Origin of the sequence: Halorientalis sp. IM1011 (assembly GCF_001989615.1) — an archaeon.
GTDB lineage: Archaea > Halobacteriota > Halobacteria > Halobacteriales > Haloarculaceae > Halorientalis.
Genome location: NZ_CP019067.1, coordinates 642,927 through 659,001, shown reverse-complemented (window position 1 = coordinate 659,001; position 16,075 = coordinate 642,927). Strand labels below are relative to the sequence as shown.

The following is a 16,075-nucleotide window of genomic DNA, read 5'->3' as shown; positions in this document are numbered from 1 at the left end:
ACCCGGTCGCGAGAGTGGAGGGAAACCGAACAAAGTGTGTGGCCCACGGGATTTTACTCGCTGCCGGTCAAAGGGCGGCTATGGCACACGTCGATGTCCACGACGACCGTTCACTGGAGTCGCCGGTCCTGATCGAGGGGTTGCCCGGTGTCGGCCTCGTCGGGAAGATCGCCACCGACCACCTCGTCGACGCGTTCGATATGTCCTACTACGCCGCCTGCCGGTGTGACGGGTTGCCCGACGTGGCCGTCTACCACGAAGGTAGCCAGAGCGTCGAACCGCCGGTTCGGATCTACGCCGACCACGACCAAGACCTGCTCGCCCTCCAGAGCGACGTGCCCGTCTCGCCGAGCGAGGCTACCGAGTTCGCGGCCTGCCTCTCGGGGTGGATCGCCGAGCAGGACGCCCTCCCGCTGTATCTCAGCGGCCTCCCCGCCGACAAGGGCGGCCCGCCGGAACTACACGGGGTCGCCACGGGCGAAGCCGGCGACCTGCTGGAGGAACACGACATCACCGCCCCGCCACAGAGCGGGTTCGTCAGCGGCCCGACCGGGAACCTGCTCTCGCGGGCCGAACGGGACGGCCTCGACAGCCTCGGGTTCGTCGTCGAGTCCAACGCGCAGTTCCCCGATCCCGAGGCCGCTCGCAAGCTGTTGATCGACGCCGTCGCGCCCGTCGCAGGGATCGACGTCGACACCCAGAAACTGGTCGATCAGGCCGAGGAGATCGCACAGGCCCGCCAGCAACTCGCCCAGCAGATGGGCCAGGCCGGCGACGAGAGTTCCCAGGCCCAGCCCATCGGGTTCCAGTAACCGCCCACGCCAGCAGTCGCCTGCCCCCACCCCCGGGCTGTTTTGCACGCTCTGCAAATCGTCGGGTGGTCTATGTGAGCCCAACGACGACCACGACGCATGGAAGGACCGGATTCGCCGGCGACGCGTCGTGCCCTCCTCGGTGGGATCGGCACAGTCGCCGTCGGGGGTGGCGTCGTCTACGGAGCGTCACGGCTCGATGGTGACAGCTCCGACGGATCGACTTCGAACGAATCGAGCGGGGCAGGGTTTCACAGCAGTTCCAAGACGACCGGTTTCGGCATCGAACTCGGTGGCCATCCGATCCTCGGCGCGAAGGACGCTCCGGTCGACGTGTACTACTGGAGCGACTACCAGTGTCCGTTCTGCCGCCGCTTCGAGGGCGGCGCCTTCCCGAAACTGATCGAGAACCACGTCGAGGAGGGTACCGTCCGCTTCGTGTTCATCCAGTTTCCGTACCTCAGCGACGCGTCGACGACGGCCGCAGTGATGGACCGGTGTGTCTGGCGGCAGGTCCGGGACGCGAACCCGGACCGCTATCTGGACTGGCACTCGGCCGTGTTCGAGGCGCAGGGCGAGAAGGGTTCGGGCTGGGCGTCGAGGGAGAACCTGCTAGAGATCACGGCGGGTGTCGAGGGCGTCGACGCCAACGCCGTGGAGACGTGCATGGACGATCACGGGACGGAGATCGAAGCCGAAATCGAGACGGACGTACAGCAGGCTTCGAGGTTCGGGATCAGAGGGACGCCGGCGTTCGTCCTCTACAACCGAGACGCCGACAAGGCGGGGAAACTCGTCGGCGCACAGCCGTACGAACGCTTCGACGAAGCGATCTCGAGGGTGAGAAACGCGTGAACGATATCGTCGACGCCCACGTCTCGCGGTTCGTCGAAGCCTTCGGCTACCCGTTCACCTCGACACGGCGGACGGTCGCGACGCTCGCGTTCGCCGTCACGACCTACGCCCTGTTGATCCTGTCCTCGTTCCCGACCTATTCGATACAGATGCTCACGTCGGATCTGGCCTATCTCGACGACGCGGTGCTCGCGCTCACCGCGAACACGTTCGAGTCGATCGGTGCGGTCGGGCTCGGTCTGACCGTCGTCTACGCCGTCGTCACCGGGGTCGCACTCACGACCGCCATCGGCCGTATCCGACACGCCGGCGGCGTGAGCGCTCGCGGCCTGTCGAGCGTGCTCCCCGGACTGCTCGCCTCCGGCTGTGCGAGCTGTGGAGCCGGCCTCCTCGGTACGCTCGGATTCGTCGGTGCGCTCTCGACGCTCCCCTTCGACGGGAACCTCCTCCGTCTGGCGGGCCTCGTGCTCCTCGTGGCCTATCTCTCCCGGCTCGGGGACCCCCGGTACTGTGCGATCCCGTCGGGGGCCGGCGGCGAGTAAGGAGCGTCGGGAACGGACCCAAACGACCTGTTATCTCACTTCTCACAGCAACTCGCGTCGGTGCGGAGTCGCCACACCACGGCGAGGAGCCCGACCGTCAGGGCCGAGACGGCGACGCGAACGACGCCCCCGCCCAGCGCCGCGGTCGCACCGCCAGCCGCGACACCGCTTGCTGCGCCGGTCGCCGCCGGCGCGGCGAACAGACAGCAGAGACTCACTGCGCCGCCGACGGCCACGAGGGGCCATCGGGCGTCCGCGTCGTCAGCGTCCTCGTCGGCTCCGTCCGTCATCGGTCTCAGTCGGCCCCCGGATCCGTCGACGGCTGACCCGCACAGTCTGCACAGGATTTCTGGGACCGGACGTAGAGCAGTCCCGCGAAGACGACGACGCTCACCGCGCCGATCACCGGGCGGAGCGGGTCTAGATACGTCATCAGCGCGGAACTGCTGAACAGCGCCAGCAGGATGGCGTTACAGATCGGACAGCCGAACGCGAGAAAGCCGAGGGCTGTTCCGGCGGCCGCGCTCCTGTCGTCGCCCCCGTCGGGCGTGCGCTGGAACGTATAGAGTGCGAGCGCGCCCGCAGTGAGCGTCAGGAACAGGTAGTCCAGACCCGTGCGTGGAACCATACGGACGTAAAGGGGATTCGGGATCAATCCAGTGACGACCCCGAAGAGGACGAACGTACCGGCCCCCACCGCCACCGCTTTCAGGACGCGTTTCCAGGAACGGGTCATACCCGTCGTTCGCAGGTGGCAGACTAAAGGGAACTGGCTCTTTGCAGTCTTGTTTAAAATGCACATTCCTGCTGTCGGTGATTCACGAACCACCGACGCTTTGGTCCTGGGTGGTCTCCGTGGGGACATGGACGGTGGCGAGAGCGCGTCGATGGCAGACGTTCTCCAGATCCTCGCGGACGACTACTCACGCCGGATCCTGCTGGCGGCCGACGAGAAGCCACGGACGGCAAAAGACCTCAGCGACATCTGTGACGCCTCCCTCGCGACGATCTACCGTCGTGTCTCGACGCTACAGGACTACGAACTCGTCGACGAGCGGTCGACCGTCGACGACGACGGGGCCCACCGCCGCAGGTACGAGACGACACTCGAAGCACTCCACGTCGAGATGGACGACGGCGAACTCCAGGGATCGATCACGACGCGGGACGAACTCGCGGATAACTTCACCAACCTCTGGTCGAATCTCCGGGACAGCACATGATCGACGCGCCCTTCCTGCTCGTGAAACTCGTCACGCTCGTGCTCGCGCTCGTGGTCGCGTCGCTGGCCTTCCACGGCTACCGACGCAGCGGGAACGAGCCGATGCTGTACGTCGCCGGCGGGTTCGTGTTCATCGGTGTCGGGGCGATCTGTGAGGGGTTGATCTACCAGCTGCTAGGCACGTCCCTCCTGTCGGCAGCGCTCGTGCAAGCCGTCGTCGTCTCAAGCGGCATGGTGTTGATCCTGGCCTCGCTGACGCGTGGCAGCGAGTGAGCGGCCTCGCTTCGCAACTTTCACCGGGTTCCCGCTCGGACAGTGGTACATGACCGACACGGACGACGCCGTCGAGACGTTCCTCGACGAATCCGAGACCGTCTTCGAGGAGTACGACCAGGGCTACATGGATGCGGACGCGGCGCTCGAACGCCTTCGCGGACACATCGAGGACCTCGACGAGGCAGGCGACTGAGGGGGGCTTGCACTCGCCGGGTCCGTCGCTAAGTGGCTGGCGACCGGACTGACACGCATGACCGACGACGAGGTCATCGACCTGCTGCAGACGGCCTACGGCGACGAGATCGAGACCGTGATGAACTACCTCACGAACTCCATCGTGCTCGACGGCGTGAGCGCCGAGGAAGTCAAGGCGAGCCTCCAGGAGGACATTCAGGAGGAACTGGGTCACGCGGAGATGCTGGGCCAGCGACTCAAACAACTCGACGCGCGCCCGCCGGGATCGATGGCGTTCGAGGCGAGCCAGGAGTCGCTGCAGCCGCCCGAGGACACCACGGACGTGCTCAGCGTCATCGAGGGCGTCCTCGACGCCGAGAACGACGCCATCGAGACCTACCGCTCGCTGGTCCACGCCGCCGAGGACGCCGACGACCCCGTGACCGAGGACATCGCGGTGACGATCCTCTCCGACGAGGAGGCCCACCGCACGGAGTTCCGCGGGTTCCGCAAGGAGTACCGGCAGGACTGAGCGACGCGGAGTCCCCGAATCCGCTACCATTATCGGGATCGGTCCCCGCGAGTAGGGTATGACGGAGTTTTCCGAGCGGATCGAGCAGGTGTCGATCTCGGGCATCCGCGAGGTGTTCGAGGCCGCGGGCGAGGACGCGATCAACCTCGGGCTGGGCCAGCCTGACTTCCCCACCCCCGAGCACGTCCGCGAGGCGGCCGTCGAGGCCATCGAAGCCGGCGAGGCCGACGCCTACACCTCCAACAAGGGGACTCGCGAGCTCAGAGACGCCATCTCGGCGAAGTACGACCGCGACTACGGGCTCCACGTCGACCCCGAGCACGTCATCGCCACCGCGGGCGGCAGCGAGGCCCTCCACATCGCCCTCGAAGCCCACGTCGACCCCGGCGACGAAGTGATCTACCCCGACCCCGGATTCGTCTCCTACGAGGCGCTGACCCACATCGCTGGGGGCGAACCCAAACCGGTCTCCCTGCGCGAGGACCTCACGATGGATCCCGCGACCGTCGAGGAATCGATCACCGACGACACCGCCGTCTTCGTCGTCAACTCGCCGGCGAACCCGACTGGCGCTGTGCAGTCGCCCGACGATATGCGCGAGTTCGCCCGCATCGCCGACGAACACGACGTGCTCTGTCTCTCCGACGAAGTGTACGAACACATCGTCTTCGACGGGGAACACCGCTCACCGCTAGAGTTCGCCGAGACGGACAACGTCGCCGTCGTCGGCGCGTGCTCGAAGACCTACTCGATGACGGGCTGGCGACTCGGCTGGATCACCTCCAGTGAACGCCGGATCGAGCGGATGCTCCGGGCCCACCAGTACGGCCAGGCCTGTGCCACCGCCGCCAGTCAGCACGCCGCCGAGGCCGCTCTCTCGGGGCCCCAGGAACCCGTCGAGGAGATGGTCGCGGCCTTCGAGGAGCGCCGGGACGTGTTGGTCGACGGCCTGGCCGACATCGGACTGGACTGCCCGACGCCCCGTGGCGCGTTCTACGCGATGCCGGAGGTGCCCGAGGGGTTCGTCGACGAGGTCATCGACCGCGGCGTGGTGATCGTTCCCGGCGAAGCCTTCGGTGACCACGGCGCAGGCTACGCACGCATCTCCTACGCCGTGGACGTGGAGACGCTGAAGGAGGCCCTCGAGATAATGGACGAGGCTGCCACGGCGGTTCGGTGAGTTCACCGCCCGCACTCCTCGAAATTGCTTTCTGGCCCCTCGCGTCGGTAATAATCAACTTTCTTAAAAATAAGGGGGTATAGCCGGCAGTGGCCCTACCGGGGAGCGGGCCATCCTGTATCGTACGGGAAGGGGTCACATGCCGACGTTTCAGAACGCAATATCCAAAGCACTCGACGTTACCGAGGCGGAACTCGAATCGCTGGTCGTCGCCGACGAGGCGATGTCACTGGGCTATCGCGTCGCGGACACCGACGACCCGGATGCCGTGACGGAACAGGCCGCCGCCGTCGCCAGCGCGTACCTGCTGGCAGTCCGTGACGGCGCGGGGCGACCCGAACTCACCGTGCACATCTACTCGGGCGAGGCATCCGTCCCGACGGCGTCGTACGTCGTCGAGGCGTCCTGGGCGCGGGCCGCGATTCTGGGCGATATGGCCCACAGTGAGTACCTCCAGCGCGTGCTGGATACGCTGGCCTCCCGTCAACAGCGGGCCGCCGGAAAAATCGAGATCGCCGAAGCCTGATTACTTGGCCGAGCTGACGATTTTCACCACGTCTCCCTCTTCGAGCTCGTGGTCGTCGCCGATCTTGCGGCCGTCCTTGGCGTCGACGGCGTGGAGATAGCCGTCGCCGATGTCCGAGTGGACGGCGTAGGCCAGATCGACCGGCGTCGAGCCGTCGGGAAGCAAGTGCGCGTCGGGCAGGACGTTCCCGGTGCCGTCGGTCCACTTGCTCTCGTTCTGGACGGGGTAGGCCGTCAGGTGATCCAGCAGGTCGTAGACGGCCGTGTTCAGCGCCGTCTGCACTCCTGTGCCGCCCCACTCACCCATCACATCGCGGATGCGCTCTAGCCCCTCTGCCTGCTGGTCGCTCACGTCGCCGGCGATCTCGAAGTCGGGATCGCCCGGGTCGTAGTCGACGACGCCGGCGTCGGCCCCGTTGCGCAGCGCCAGCTCGCCGTCTGCGGTCGCGGGCACGACGTACTCGGCGGCCTCACGGAGGCGTTCGACGTTGCCCTCCGGCGCGATGTCGGCCTTGTTCGCGACGACGACGATGGGTTTGGTGCGCCGGCGGATCTCCCCGGCCAGCGCCTCGCGGTCTTCGTCGGTCCACTGGATCGGATCCTCGGGATACTCCAGTTCCCGGAGGGTGCGTGCCACGTCCAGTTCCGTCGCGCCGACGCCGGTGAGCATCTCCGCCAGCGCCTCGTCGATGTCGAAATCGGGCGAGCGCGACTGCCGTTCGACCGACTCCCAGTTGCGGTCGACGATGCTCGCAAGCCAGAGGTCCATCTCTTCCTCGACGAAGTCCACGTCCTCGACCGGGTCGTGTTCGCCCACCTCGACCGGCTCACCTTCCTCGTTGGTCCCGCCGGAGGCGTCCACGACGTTCAGGATGGCGTCGGCGTTCGAGAGTTCGTCGAGGAACTGGTTGCCCAGCCCTCTGCCCTCGTGGGCACCGGGGACGAGGCCGGCCACGTCCAGCAGTTCGACGGGGACGTAGCGCTTGCCGTCCCGGCAGTGGTCGTCGCCACAGCGCTCGTCGCGTTCGAGACAGGGGCACTCCGTCCGGACGTAGCTGACGCCACGGTTGGCGTCGATAGTAGTGAAAGGATAGTTCCCCACGTCGACGTCGGCCCTGGTCGCGGCCGTGTAGAACGTCGACTTGCCGGCGTTTGGTTTGCCGGCGAGAGCGACCGAAAGCATGCCCCGAGATACCCGTGACGGGTGGAAGGGGCTTTCGGTTCCGGGGGTCGCGTGCGGTCAACTGCCCAGAAGTGTGGGCCAATACACTCGTCCGAACGGCCGAGTCACTAGCCACGGGGACGACTCGTCGGGCCCTTCTCGTGCTCTGTCCGGTCCTCACACTGATGGTACTCGATGTACGTCGCTGAGTCCAGAAAGAGCCGACTTACTCCGCGAGGCCGGCCTCGTGGCCGTTCTCGCGGTAGTCGTCGTCGGTGTCGGACCCGTCCTCGGTGACAGTCACCCGTTCGTCGTCTGGGTCCCGGTCAGTCACACGCTCCGACTCGGCGTCGGATGCAGTCACACGCTCGTCGTCCGCTTCCGAGTCGTCGGACTCGTCGGCCGTGTCGTCGGTCGACTCGCCAGTGTCGTCGGCGGCCGCGCCGTCGTCGGACGGCTGGAACCCCGAGTTCGCCCATCCATCGTGGACTTCCGCGGCGTCGAGGTCGGCCGTCTCGTCGTCGGTCACGGCGTCGCCGCCGTCCGACTCGTCGGTGTCGGAGTCGTCGGTATCGGTCGCGTCCTCCTCCGGCGCTCCAGTTCCGGAGTCGGACTGCAACATGGTCATCTCACCGCGCGCACGGATGGATCCCTCCACGGTGGCGTCCTCGTGCAGTTGCACGTCGGTCGCCGAGATGTCGCCCCAGATCGTTACGTCCGGGCCGACGCTGACGGTGCCGTCCCGGGTCGTCACGTCGCCTTTGATCTCCGTGCCCTCGCCGACGTGAACGTCGGACTTGGCGCGGAGGCTCCCGAAGACGATGTTGTCCTCGCCGACGGCCAGGCGTTCGGCGCGCAGGTTGCCGTGCAGTCGGCAGTCGTCGCCGACGGTGGCCGGCGTCGAGACGCGCCAGGCGTCGTCGCTGACGCTCCCGTTCCGGGGGATCAGGACCGGATCGCTGTCGGCACCGTCGTCGCTCAGGACTTCGGAGACGACTTCGTCTGCGGTCTCCTCCTCACCGATCCGGAGGAGATGCGAGAGGTACACGAACAGGAACACGATGGTCGGCATCGGGTTGCGAATGACGATCCAGCCGTTGGCCTCGAAGCCCTCCTCGATGTCGACGTCGTCGCCGATGTCGAGGTCACCCGAGACCATGAGCTGGCCGCCGACGTGGACGCGCTCGCCGATGTAGGCGTTCTCGCCCACGAGGACGTTGCCTGCCACGTCACTCCACATGTCCAGCCGACAGTCGCCCTCGGCCTCGATGTCGCCGCCGAAGCGGACGCGCTCGCCCGCGATGACGTTGTGCCCGCGGACGCCGAACTCGACGGTACTCTGCCCGCCGACGATCACGTCCCCGTCCGTCACGAGGTCGTGTTCCTCGACGGTCGTCCCGTCCGGGATCTGCAGTTCGTCCAGGAGATCCGAGCGCAGCGGCACACCCCCACAACTGTCGGGACAGATATTAAACTCGGGGGCAACGTCTGACGCTCGTCTGACGCCACCGGTCGCCGAGGTACTCGTCGGTGAACAGGTGGTGGTGTGACTCGGGAATCTCGTCCATCTCGAGCAGGGGGACCCGGGACATAGTTTCACAGACGGTTCGATGCGAAGTAAAGGCTCTTGCCTGCGGTCCCGCGGGCGGTCCTGACGGCCTGGACCGTCACACCGCGCAGTTTTTTACCGACGACGGCCAACGTTCGCGGCATGACGGCGCTTTCCTTCGACGAACAGGGTGTCGACGTGGTGTACCAGGGCACCGAGTTCCGCCTGGAGAAGGCCCTCATCGAGGACGCTATCGGCAAGGCCTACCCCGACGTGACCGACCACGAAGTGCTGAAAATCGTCGCCGAGGATCCGGCGCTGTCCGGTGAACCCCGGCGGATCGCGGAGATCCTCGCCTGAACCGAGTCGGTACAACTAAATTCCACGCTCCGAATCGTACTCACATGACAGACCTCGTCGAGAAGTTCGATCATCCGTCGTGGTTCACCATCGGTGGGACAGTCGCTGGCTACGGGATCATCCTCGTGGTGATGTTCGTTCTGCTGTTCGTCGTCCCGTTCCTGATCTTCACGGCGCTGTGATCGCGGCGGCGCACTAATTTTCCGTTGCGCTGGTGTTCACCAGGCTCTTCACGGACACGTCCAGTTGCATCGAGACTGGTCCGATGCAACTACGGGACGGAACACGCACTCGTACTTGCGTTTGCGGACACTCGATGCAAACATCGGCTGGTACTGCAGCAAAAACGTGGGTCGACGGTCCGTCGCTACGCGAACGTCTTCGAGACGTCCTCGTCCTCGTCGGCCTCTTTCTGGATCTTCTCCCAGGCCTCCTCGAAGTCCGTCATGCGGACCTCGGTGCGGTCGTCGCGGATGGCGAACATCCCGGCCTCGGTGCAGATCGCCTTCACGTCGGCGCCGGAGGAGTCGTCGGCCATCTCGGCGAGTTCGGCCCAGTCCACGTCCTCGGAGACGTTCATGTCCCGGGTGTGGATCTGGAAGATCTGTTCCCGTCCCTCTGCGTCGGGCTTGGGGACCTCGATGAGGCGGTCGAACCGACCGGGGCGGAGGATGGCCCGATCGAGCATGTCGAAGCGGTTGGTAGCGGCGATGATGCGGATCTCACCGCGGTCCTCGAAGCCGTCCATCTCCGAGAGGAGTTGCATCATCGTCCGCTGGACCTCGGCGTCCCCGGAGGTCTTCGATTCGGTGCGCTTGGCCGCGATCGCGTCGATCTCGTCGATGAAGACGACGGCGGGCTCTTCCTGCCGGGCCAGGTCGAACAGGTCGCGGACGAGTTTCGCGCCCTCGCCGATGAACTTGTGGACCAGTTCGGAGCCGGCCATCTTGATGAAGGTCGCGTCGGTCTGGTTGGCGACGGCCTTGGCGAGCATCGTCTTCCCGGTGCCCGGCGGGCCGTGGAGCAGGACGCCGCTCGGCGGGTCGATACCCACGTCCTCGAACATTCCGGGGTTCTTCAGCGGCATCTCGACGGTCTCGCGGACCTCTTCCATCTGTTCTTCGATGCCGCCGATGTCCTCGTAGCCCACGTCGGGGCTCTTGTCGACCTGCATGACGCGGGCACGGACGTCCGTCTCGTCGTCCAGTGACTTCACGATAGAGAGGGAGTTGTTGACGGCGACCCGGCTGTCGGGTTCGAGGTCCTCGCGCATCTCGTCGGTGACCTCGGTGAGAGCCTCCTGGTTGTTGCCGTGCTGTTTGATGATGACGCCCTCGTCGGTGAGTTCCTGTACCGTGGCGACGAACAGCGGGGACTGTTTGAGCTTCTTGTTCTCGTGGGTGAGCCGCTCGAGTTTCTGCTGATATTTGTTGTTCTCGGCGTTGGCGTCCAGCAACTTGTCCCGCATCTCCTCGTTCTGGGACTCGAGGACTTCGAGCCGTTCCTGGAGGGCGTTGATCTTCTCCTGTTGAGAAGCGTCCTCGTCGTAGGGCAGCTCGACATCGTCCACGGTGTCAGTCATTGGCACCGGCTAGGGGATGTAGTAATAAGAGACTTCGGGTAGACACAAGCACCGAAGCAAGCCCGGTACCGTGCGATTCCGAGATTCGGCGGATTACTATGAAGAATAAATTAGAACAGGAAATATTATTAGCCTGTATGCGATAGTAGCGGGTAACATGAGTGCCTCAGAGTCAGCGGGAACGGACGTCGACACTGGCGGCTGGGACGCGGTGCGCGACCTTCCGCCCAGTGCGAAACTGGTCGCGAAGACCCTGGAGTACAACGACACGTTGACCCAGAGTCAGCTGGCCGAGGAGACGCTACTGCCGCCCCGGACCGTTCGCTACGGGCTGAACCGCCTCGAAGAGGTCGGAGTCGTCGACTCGCGGTTCTCCTTCTCGGACGCGCGCAAGCGCATCTACACGCTGACCATCGACGAGTCCCGCTGAGCGGTCCCACCAGCCCGACCGCTCGCCCGAGCCTTCAAGTGTGAAAGCGGGACCACCGCGTCGTGTGCCCGATACAGCCACCGTCAAGGACGCGTTGTCACGCCTCGCTCGCGAACCCCCCGGAACACCGTCCACGGAGAGCGGCTGGTTCGGGGCCGACGACTACCGGGATGTCGTCGCGACGGCCGAGGACGCAGTCGAGTCCGTGGACGCTGCTGTGGACTTCCTCGACGGCGACGGCATCGACCGCCTCGACGCCGCTATCGAGTCGGCCGAAGACGCGGGCGACCATGCGGCCGCCCGTCGTGGCCGACGAGTCCGGGAGACCCTGACCGACTTCCGGGCGGCGGCCCGGGGCGACCAGTTTCACTCCGGTCACGGAACGGCTTTAGGAGGTGGTGCCCAAGGTGGGAGAAATGACACGGGTAATACATACGGGTGATACCCACCTCGGGTACCGGCAGTACCACCGGCCCGAGCGCCGCGAGGACTTTCTCGACGCGTTCCGCCGAGTGGTCGAGGACGCGGTCGAGGACGACGTTGACGCCGTCGTCCACGCCGGCGACCTCTTCCACGACCGCCGACCGGACCTGCCCGACATCCTCGGGACCCTCTCCGTACTGCGGGAGCTGGACGCAGCCGGCGTGCCCTTCCTCGCTATCGTCGGCAACCACGAGACCAAACGCGACGCCCAGTGGCTCGACCTGTTCGAGTCGCTGGGGCTGGCGACCCGACTTGGCGACGAGCCGATCACCGTCGGGAACACCGCCTTCTACGGCCTCGACTTCGTCCCGCGGTCCCAGCGTGAGGATCTCGAGTACGACTTCGATTCCCACGACGCAGACCACGCCGCCCTCGTGGCCCACGGCCTCTTCGAGCCGTTCGACTACGCCGACTGGGATACCGAGCGCCTCCTCGAGGAGTCGACCGTCGACTTCGACGCCGTCCTGCTCGGGGACAACCACGAACCACAGAAGACGGAGATCGAAGACACCTGGATCACTTACTGTGGGTCGACCGAGCGAGCCAGCGCCGACGAGCGCGAGGACCGCGGGTACAACATCGTCGAGTTCGACGAGCAGGTGTCGATCAGGCGGCGTGGCCTCCCGACCCGCGAGTTCGTCTTCGTCGAGACCGAACTCGGCGAGGGTGAGGGCGTCGAGCGCGTCCGGGAACGCGTCGGCCAGTACGATCTGGCGGACGCGGTCGTCGTCGTCCACATCGAGGGTGAGGGCGATCCGGTCGCCCCGGCCACCATCGAAGAGTACGCCGACGAGGAGGGTGCGCTCGTCGCTCGCGTCACCGACCACCGCGAGGTAGCCGACAGCGCGGACATCGATGTGAACTTCGCGGACCCCGACGACGCCGTCCAGGAGCGCATCCGCGAGATGGGACTCAGTCGGGCGGCCCGAGACATCGACGAGACCGTCCGGGCGAGCAAGACCGCCGACTCGAACGTCACCGACGAGGTCGAGCGCCGCGTCCGCGAGATCGTCGACGAGGGCGACGCCGACGCCTTCCGTCCTGCCGAGGAGTACTCGACAGACGAGGAGGCCGACAGATCGACGGCGACCGCCGAGCCCGCGACCACCGGGGAACCGACCAAGACCGACGGCGGCGACGCGGACGACGACCCGTCGGCGGCCGCCGACGCCGATGCCGATACCGACACAGACGCCAGCGGGTCGGACCAGCCCTCGCTGGGTGATTTCGAATGAGATTCGAGCGTGTCAGGCTGGAGAATTTCAAGTGCTACGGGGACGCGGACCTTCGGCTCGACAGCGGTGTGACGGTCATCCACGGGCTGAACGGCAGCGGGAAGTCCTCGCTGCTTGAGGCCTGCTTCTTCGCGCTGTACGGAGCCCGCGCGCTGGACGAGAACCTCGACGAGGTCGTGACCATCGGTGAGGAAGATGCGACGGTCGAGCTGTGGTTCACGCACGGTGGCAGGTCCTACCACGTCGAACGACGCGTCCGGGTGACCGACGACCGCGCGACCACGGCCAAGTGCGTGCTGGAGACGCCCGAGTCGACCTACGAGGGGGCCCGCGACGTTCGCGGGCACGTCGCCGAGTTGCTCCGGATGGACCACGAGGCGTTCGTCAACTGCGCCTACGTCCGCCAGGGCGAGGTGAACAAACTCATCAACGCTTCCCCCGCCGACCGGCAGGACATGATCGACGACCTGCTCCAGCTCGGGAAGCTCGAGGACTACCGGGAACGGGCGAGCAAGGCCCGCCTGGGGGTCAAACACGTCCGGGACGGCAAGCGGGAACTGCTCGACGATCTCGCCGCCCAGATCGAACGGAAGGAGGAGCAGGACCTTCACGAGCGGCTCAACGCACTCCAGACCGAGCGCAAGGACCTCGAAAGCGATATCGAACGGTTCGAGGAGAACCGTGAGGAGGCCGTGACGACCCGCGACGATGCCCAGGCGATCCTCGACGATCACGAGGAGAAACGCGAACGACTCGGCGACCTCGAAACCGAGATCGAGGAGCTGACCGAGACGATCGAGGCGACCGAGCGCGAACGCGAGCGACTCGGCGACCGGATCGGCGACCTGAAGACCGATATCGACGAGATCGAGAGCGAGCGCGACGATCTGCTCGAAGAATCGGAACTCGACGATCCCGACGAGGCGACCATCGACGAGACTATCGAGGACCTCGAAGCCCGGGACGAGCAGTTACGGGACGACATTCAAGACCTCCGGGTCGAAGTTAGCGAACACACGAGCGAGGCTGAATCGCTTCGAGAGACTGCCGAGGAGAAGGCCGCCCGGGCCGAGGAGAAACGCGGGGAGGCCGAAGAACTGGCGAGCGAACTCGCGGCGACGCGGGAGACACTCGCCGAGCGACGCGAGCGGATCGAACGCCTGGACTCCGACATCGAGGAAAAGCGTGAGGCCTTCGAGGATGCTCCGGTCGCGGTCGGCGAGGCCAGCGACCACTGGGACGAACTGGCAGACGAGCTGAACGAGGCCCGCGAGCGCGAGACGGAACTGGAGACCGAACTGAAAAACGCAGAGGATACCCTCGAAGAGGCCGAAAACCTGCTGGAGCAAGGGAAATGCCCGGAGTGCGGCCAGCCCGTCGAGGATTCCCCGCACGTCGAATCCATCGACGAGCACCGCGAGCGGATCGACGACCTGCAGGACGAACTCGTTTCGGTCCGGCAGCGTCGCGAACGACTCGAAGACGAGGTCGAAGCGGCCAGCGACCTGGTCGACCGGGAGAACGAGATCCGGACGCTCGAGAACGATCTGGAGAACGTCGAACAGTTGGTCGACGAGCAGGAAGACGGGCTCGACGACACGGTCGAGAAGATCGAACAGTTGCGCGAAGCGGCCGAGGAACTCGACGCCGAAGCGGCGGAGAAACGCGAGGCCGCCGCGGAGGCCGAACAGGCAGCCGAGGAGAAACGCGAGGCCGTCGCCGAGTGCAACGAGGAACGCAGCGAGATCGGCGATCGACTCGACCGCCTGGAAGCGATTCGAGGAACCTTCGAGCGCGTGGCCGACTGCGAGGACGAGATCGAGCGCCTGCGCGAGCAACGGGACAACAAGGCCGAGTTGAACGACGAGCGCCGCGACCGGCTAGCGGACAAACGCGACCAGCGCGACGAACTCGAAGCCGAGTTCGACGAGTCGGCCGTCGAACAGGCCCGCGAGGAGAAAGCACGCGCTGTGGAGTACATCGAGAAAGTCGAGCCGAAACTCGACGAACTCCGCGCGGAACGTGACGACCTGATCGACGAGATCGGCGGCGTCAAACAGGAGATCGAGGAACTGGAGGATCTGCGGGACCGACACGACGACCTCGAAGCCACGGTCGAACGGCTGGACTCGCTGTACGACGAGACCGAGCGACTGGAGGAGATGTACGGCCAGCTACGGGCGGAACTGCGCCAGCGCAACGTCGAGAGTCTCGAACGGATGCTCAACGAGACGTTCGATCTGATCTACGGCAACGACTCCTATTCCCGGATCGAACTCGACGGGGAGTACGAGCTGACGGTCTACCAGAAGGACGGCCAGCCGCTCGATCCCGAACAGCTCTCGGGCGGCGAGCGCGCGCTGTTCAACCTCAGTCTTCGGTGTGCGATCTACCAGTTGCTGGCCGAGGGGATCGAGGGCTCGGCCCCGATGCCGCCGCTGATCCTCGACGAACCGACTGTGTTCCTCGATTCGGGGCACGTCTCCCGGCTGGTCGACCTCGTCAAACACATGCACGATCTCGGCGTCGAACAGATTCTCGTCGTCAGCCACGACGAGGAACTGTTCGGCGCGGCAGACGATCTGGTGACGGTCTCGAAGGACGCCACGACGAACCGGTCGACGGTATCACGCAAAGACCCCGATGCGGCGACGCGAGAACTCGTCGCCGACGCCGCAACGGACTAACTCTTCTCTCCGGCACGGAGGTAGTCCAGCCCTTCGACTGCCTCGTCGGTGAGCCGATACCCACGCTCGCCGGCCACAGTCGCCTCGTCGACGAGGCCGGCGGCGCGGAACTCCCCGAGCAGGCCGTGGAGATCGCTCTCACAGAGATCGTACCCGCTCAGGAGGTCGCGGACGGCCAGCGGCCCGCGGCGGTCGAGTTCGAACAGGAGTCCCAGCGACCGGTCGTCGCGGACAGCGGTCAGGATCGTCCGCGTCGCGTCGGGGACGGTACCGGCGGCCGTGTCGAGGGGAGACTCGTCGACGAACTCCAGTTCGTCGTTCGGGACGTAGCGCTCCTCGCCGGTCTCGGGGTCGCGGACGCGGCTGGAGTCGCCGGACTGCTTGATCAGCAACAGCCGGGTCCCGGACTCGTCGCGGACGGTACGCATCGCTCGCCGGTAGTGGTCGGTGACGGGTAACCGTTCTGGAC

Annotated in this window: 22 protein-coding genes; 15 read left to right on the top strand and 7 right to left on the bottom strand. The window is 65.9% G+C overall.

Annotated features, from left to right (window positions below; all coding sequences use genetic code 11):
* Window positions 1-80: 80 nt before the first annotated feature.
* From BV210_RS03365 to BV210_RS03355, 3 genes are all read left to right on the top strand, one after another.
* Window positions 81-812, top strand: coding sequence for a proteasome assembly chaperone family protein (locus BV210_RS03365; RefSeq protein WP_077205277.1), 732 nt, complete (start codon window positions 81-83; stop codon window positions 810-812).
* 99 nt (window positions 813-911) lie between these two features.
* Window positions 912-1,667, top strand: a complete 756-nt coding sequence (locus tag BV210_RS03360) for a DsbA family protein (protein WP_077205276.1) — start codon at window positions 912-914, stop codon at window positions 1,665-1,667.
* Window positions 1,664-2,209, top strand: a complete 546-nt coding sequence (locus BV210_RS03355; protein WP_077205275.1) for a hypothetical protein — start codon at window positions 1,664-1,666, stop codon at window positions 2,207-2,209. Before BV210_RS03360 ends, BV210_RS03355 begins: the two co-directional genes overlap by 4 nt.
* 35 nt (window positions 2,210-2,244) lie before the next feature.
* Here the strand turns inward: BV210_RS03355 and BV210_RS03350 are convergent, their stop codons facing one another.
* Both BV210_RS03350 and BV210_RS03345 read right to left on the bottom strand, forming a co-directional pair.
* On the bottom strand, window positions 2,245-2,499 hold the full coding sequence (locus BV210_RS03350) for a hypothetical protein (RefSeq protein ID WP_077205274.1): 255 nt from the start codon (window positions 2,497-2,499) through the stop codon (window positions 2,245-2,247).
* Window positions 2,500-2,504: 5 nt separating this feature from the next.
* The gene (locus BV210_RS03345) at window positions 2,505-2,945 is read right to left on the bottom strand and encodes a hypothetical protein (RefSeq protein WP_077205273.1); all 441 of its coding nucleotides are present in this window, start codon (window positions 2,943-2,945) and stop codon (window positions 2,505-2,507) included.
* 127 nt (window positions 2,946-3,072) lie between these two features.
* Between BV210_RS03345 and BV210_RS03340 the strand changes: the two genes are divergently transcribed.
* The 6 genes from BV210_RS03340 (at window position 3,073) to BV210_RS03320 (ending at window position 6,119) form a co-directional block, all read left to right on the top strand.
* Window positions 3,073-3,432: a helix-turn-helix domain-containing protein gene (locus BV210_RS03340; protein WP_077205272.1), complete on the top strand. Its 360-nt coding sequence runs from the start codon at window positions 3,073-3,075 to the stop codon at window positions 3,430-3,432.
* Window positions 3,432-3,704: a hypothetical protein gene (locus BV210_RS03335; RefSeq protein ID WP_077207951.1), complete on the top strand. Its 273-nt coding sequence runs from the start codon at window positions 3,432-3,434 to the stop codon at window positions 3,702-3,704. Before BV210_RS03340 ends, BV210_RS03335 begins: the two co-directional genes overlap by 1 nt.
* Window positions 3,705-3,753: 49 nt before the next feature.
* Window positions 3,754-3,900: a hypothetical protein gene (locus tag BV210_RS20145; RefSeq protein WP_172824869.1), complete on the top strand. Its 147-nt coding sequence runs from the start codon at window positions 3,754-3,756 to the stop codon at window positions 3,898-3,900.
* Between the two features lie 57 nt (window positions 3,901-3,957).
* Window positions 3,958-4,413 carry a ferritin-like domain-containing protein gene (locus BV210_RS03330; RefSeq protein ID WP_077205271.1) on the top strand — a complete coding sequence of 152 codons (456 nt, stop codon included), beginning with the start codon at window positions 3,958-3,960 and terminating at the stop codon, window positions 4,411-4,413.
* A 58-nt stretch (window positions 4,414-4,471) separates the two neighbouring features.
* Complete coding sequence (locus BV210_RS03325; RefSeq protein ID WP_077205270.1) at window positions 4,472-5,593, top strand: pyridoxal phosphate-dependent aminotransferase; 1,122 nt, start codon at window positions 4,472-4,474, stop codon at window positions 5,591-5,593.
* Between the two features lie 139 nt (window positions 5,594-5,732).
* Window positions 5,733-6,119, top strand: coding sequence for a hypothetical protein (locus BV210_RS03320; protein WP_077205269.1), 387 nt, complete (start codon window positions 5,733-5,735; stop codon window positions 6,117-6,119).
* Here BV210_RS03320 and BV210_RS03315 read toward each other — a convergent pair whose 3' ends face one another.
* From BV210_RS03315 to BV210_RS20745, 3 genes are all read right to left on the bottom strand, one after another.
* Window positions 6,120-7,301 (bottom strand): redox-regulated ATPase YchF, encoded by a 1,182-nt coding sequence (locus BV210_RS03315; RefSeq protein WP_077205268.1) that lies wholly within the window; start codon window positions 7,299-7,301, stop codon window positions 6,120-6,122.
* Between the two features lie 205 nt (window positions 7,302-7,506).
* The gene (locus BV210_RS03310; protein WP_084802549.1) at window positions 7,507-8,724 is read right to left on the bottom strand and encodes a polymer-forming cytoskeletal protein; all 1,218 of its coding nucleotides are present in this window, start codon (window positions 8,722-8,724) and stop codon (window positions 7,507-7,509) included.
* Window positions 8,725-8,749: 25 nt separating this feature from the next.
* Window positions 8,750-8,872, bottom strand: a complete 123-nt coding sequence (locus BV210_RS20745; RefSeq protein ID WP_256385551.1) for a hypothetical protein — start codon at window positions 8,870-8,872, stop codon at window positions 8,750-8,752.
* 119 nt (window positions 8,873-8,991) lie between these two features.
* Here BV210_RS20745 and BV210_RS03305 point away from each other — a divergent pair, with 119 nt between their 5' ends.
* Window positions 8,992-9,189, top strand: a complete 198-nt coding sequence (locus BV210_RS03305; RefSeq protein ID WP_077205267.1) for a DUF5800 family protein — start codon at window positions 8,992-8,994, stop codon at window positions 9,187-9,189.
* Between the two features lie 44 nt (window positions 9,190-9,233).
* A complete protein-coding gene (locus BV210_RS20140; RefSeq protein WP_172824868.1) occupies window positions 9,234-9,371 on the top strand; it encodes a hypothetical protein in 138 nt (45 codons plus the stop codon).
* Window positions 9,372-9,556: 185 nt separating this feature from the next.
* Here BV210_RS20140 and BV210_RS03300 read toward each other — a convergent pair whose 3' ends face one another.
* On the bottom strand, window positions 9,557-10,771 hold the full coding sequence (locus BV210_RS03300) for a proteasome-activating nucleotidase (protein ID WP_077205266.1): 1,215 nt from the start codon (window positions 10,769-10,771) through the stop codon (window positions 9,557-9,559).
* Between the two features lie 157 nt (window positions 10,772-10,928).
* Here BV210_RS03300 and BV210_RS03295 point away from each other — a divergent pair, with 157 nt between their 5' ends.
* The 4 genes from BV210_RS03295 (at window position 10,929) to rad50 (ending at window position 15,606) form a co-directional block, all read left to right on the top strand.
* Complete coding sequence (locus BV210_RS03295; protein ID WP_077205265.1) at window positions 10,929-11,201, top strand: helix-turn-helix domain-containing protein; 273 nt, start codon at window positions 10,929-10,931, stop codon at window positions 11,199-11,201.
* Window positions 11,202-11,265: 64 nt separating this feature from the next.
* Entirely contained in the window at window positions 11,266-11,643 is a 378-nt protein-coding gene (locus tag BV210_RS19670; RefSeq protein WP_157525785.1) for a hypothetical protein, read from the top strand.
* Window positions 11,618-12,919, top strand: coding sequence for a DNA double-strand break repair protein Mre11 (gene mre11 / locus BV210_RS03285; RefSeq protein ID WP_077205263.1), 1,302 nt, complete (start codon window positions 11,618-11,620; stop codon window positions 12,917-12,919). Before BV210_RS19670 ends, mre11 begins: the two co-directional genes overlap by 26 nt.
* On the top strand, window positions 12,916-15,606 hold the full coding sequence (gene rad50, locus BV210_RS03280) for a DNA double-strand break repair ATPase Rad50 (RefSeq protein ID WP_077205262.1): 2,691 nt from the start codon (window positions 12,916-12,918) through the stop codon (window positions 15,604-15,606). The genes mre11 and rad50 overlap by 4 nt, the downstream gene beginning before the upstream one ends.
* Here the strand turns inward: rad50 and BV210_RS03275 are convergent.
* Window positions 15,603-16,034 (bottom strand): hypothetical protein, encoded by a 432-nt coding sequence (locus BV210_RS03275; RefSeq protein WP_077205261.1) that lies wholly within the window; start codon window positions 16,032-16,034, stop codon window positions 15,603-15,605. The genes rad50 and BV210_RS03275 overlap by 4 nt on opposite strands.
* Window positions 16,035-16,075 lie beyond the last annotated feature (41 nt).

Excerpts from the sequence above, each read along its gene's own strand:
- BV210_RS03365 (WP_077205277.1), top strand. The coding sequence starts at position 81 with ATGGCACACGTCGATGTCCACGACGACCGTTCACTGGAGTCGCCGGTC.
- BV210_RS03360 (WP_077205276.1), top strand. The coding sequence starts at position 912 with ATGGAAGGACCGGATTCGCCGGCGACGCGTCGTGCCCTCCTCGGTGGG.
- BV210_RS03350 (WP_077205274.1), bottom strand. The coding sequence starts at position 2,499 with ATGACGGACGGAGCCGACGAGGACGCTGACGACGCGGACGCCCGATGG.
- BV210_RS03345 (WP_077205273.1), bottom strand. The coding sequence starts at position 2,945 with ATGACCCGTTCCTGGAAACGCGTCCTGAAAGCGGTGGCGGTGGGGGCC.
- BV210_RS03340 (WP_077205272.1), top strand. The coding sequence starts at position 3,073 with ATGGACGGTGGCGAGAGCGCGTCGATGGCAGACGTTCTCCAGATCCTC.
- BV210_RS20145 (WP_172824869.1), top strand. The coding sequence starts at position 3,754 with ATGACCGACACGGACGACGCCGTCGAGACGTTCCTCGACGAATCCGAG.
- BV210_RS03330 (WP_077205271.1), top strand. The coding sequence starts at position 3,958 with ATGACCGACGACGAGGTCATCGACCTGCTGCAGACGGCCTACGGCGAC.
- BV210_RS03325 (WP_077205270.1), top strand. The coding sequence starts at position 4,472 with ATGACGGAGTTTTCCGAGCGGATCGAGCAGGTGTCGATCTCGGGCATC.
- BV210_RS03320 (WP_077205269.1), top strand. The coding sequence starts at position 5,733 with ATGCCGACGTTTCAGAACGCAATATCCAAAGCACTCGACGTTACCGAG.
- BV210_RS03315 (WP_077205268.1), bottom strand. The coding sequence starts at position 7,301 with ATGCTTTCGGTCGCTCTCGCCGGCAAACCAAACGCCGGCAAGTCGACG.
- BV210_RS20745 (WP_256385551.1), bottom strand. The coding sequence starts at position 8,872 with ATGTCCCGGGTCCCCCTGCTCGAGATGGACGAGATTCCCGAGTCACAC.
- BV210_RS03305 (WP_077205267.1), top strand. The coding sequence starts at position 8,992 with ATGACGGCGCTTTCCTTCGACGAACAGGGTGTCGACGTGGTGTACCAG.
- BV210_RS20140 (WP_172824868.1), top strand. The coding sequence starts at position 9,234 with ATGACAGACCTCGTCGAGAAGTTCGATCATCCGTCGTGGTTCACCATC.
- BV210_RS03300 (WP_077205266.1), bottom strand. The coding sequence starts at position 10,771 with ATGACTGACACCGTGGACGATGTCGAGCTGCCCTACGACGAGGACGCT.
- BV210_RS03295 (WP_077205265.1), top strand. The coding sequence starts at position 10,929 with ATGAGTGCCTCAGAGTCAGCGGGAACGGACGTCGACACTGGCGGCTGG.
- mre11 (WP_077205263.1), top strand. The coding sequence starts at position 11,618 with ATGACACGGGTAATACATACGGGTGATACCCACCTCGGGTACCGGCAG.
- rad50 (WP_077205262.1), top strand. The coding sequence starts at position 12,916 with ATGAGATTCGAGCGTGTCAGGCTGGAGAATTTCAAGTGCTACGGGGAC.
- BV210_RS03275 (WP_077205261.1), bottom strand. The coding sequence starts at position 16,034 with ATGCGTACCGTCCGCGACGAGTCCGGGACCCGGCTGTTGCTGATCAAG.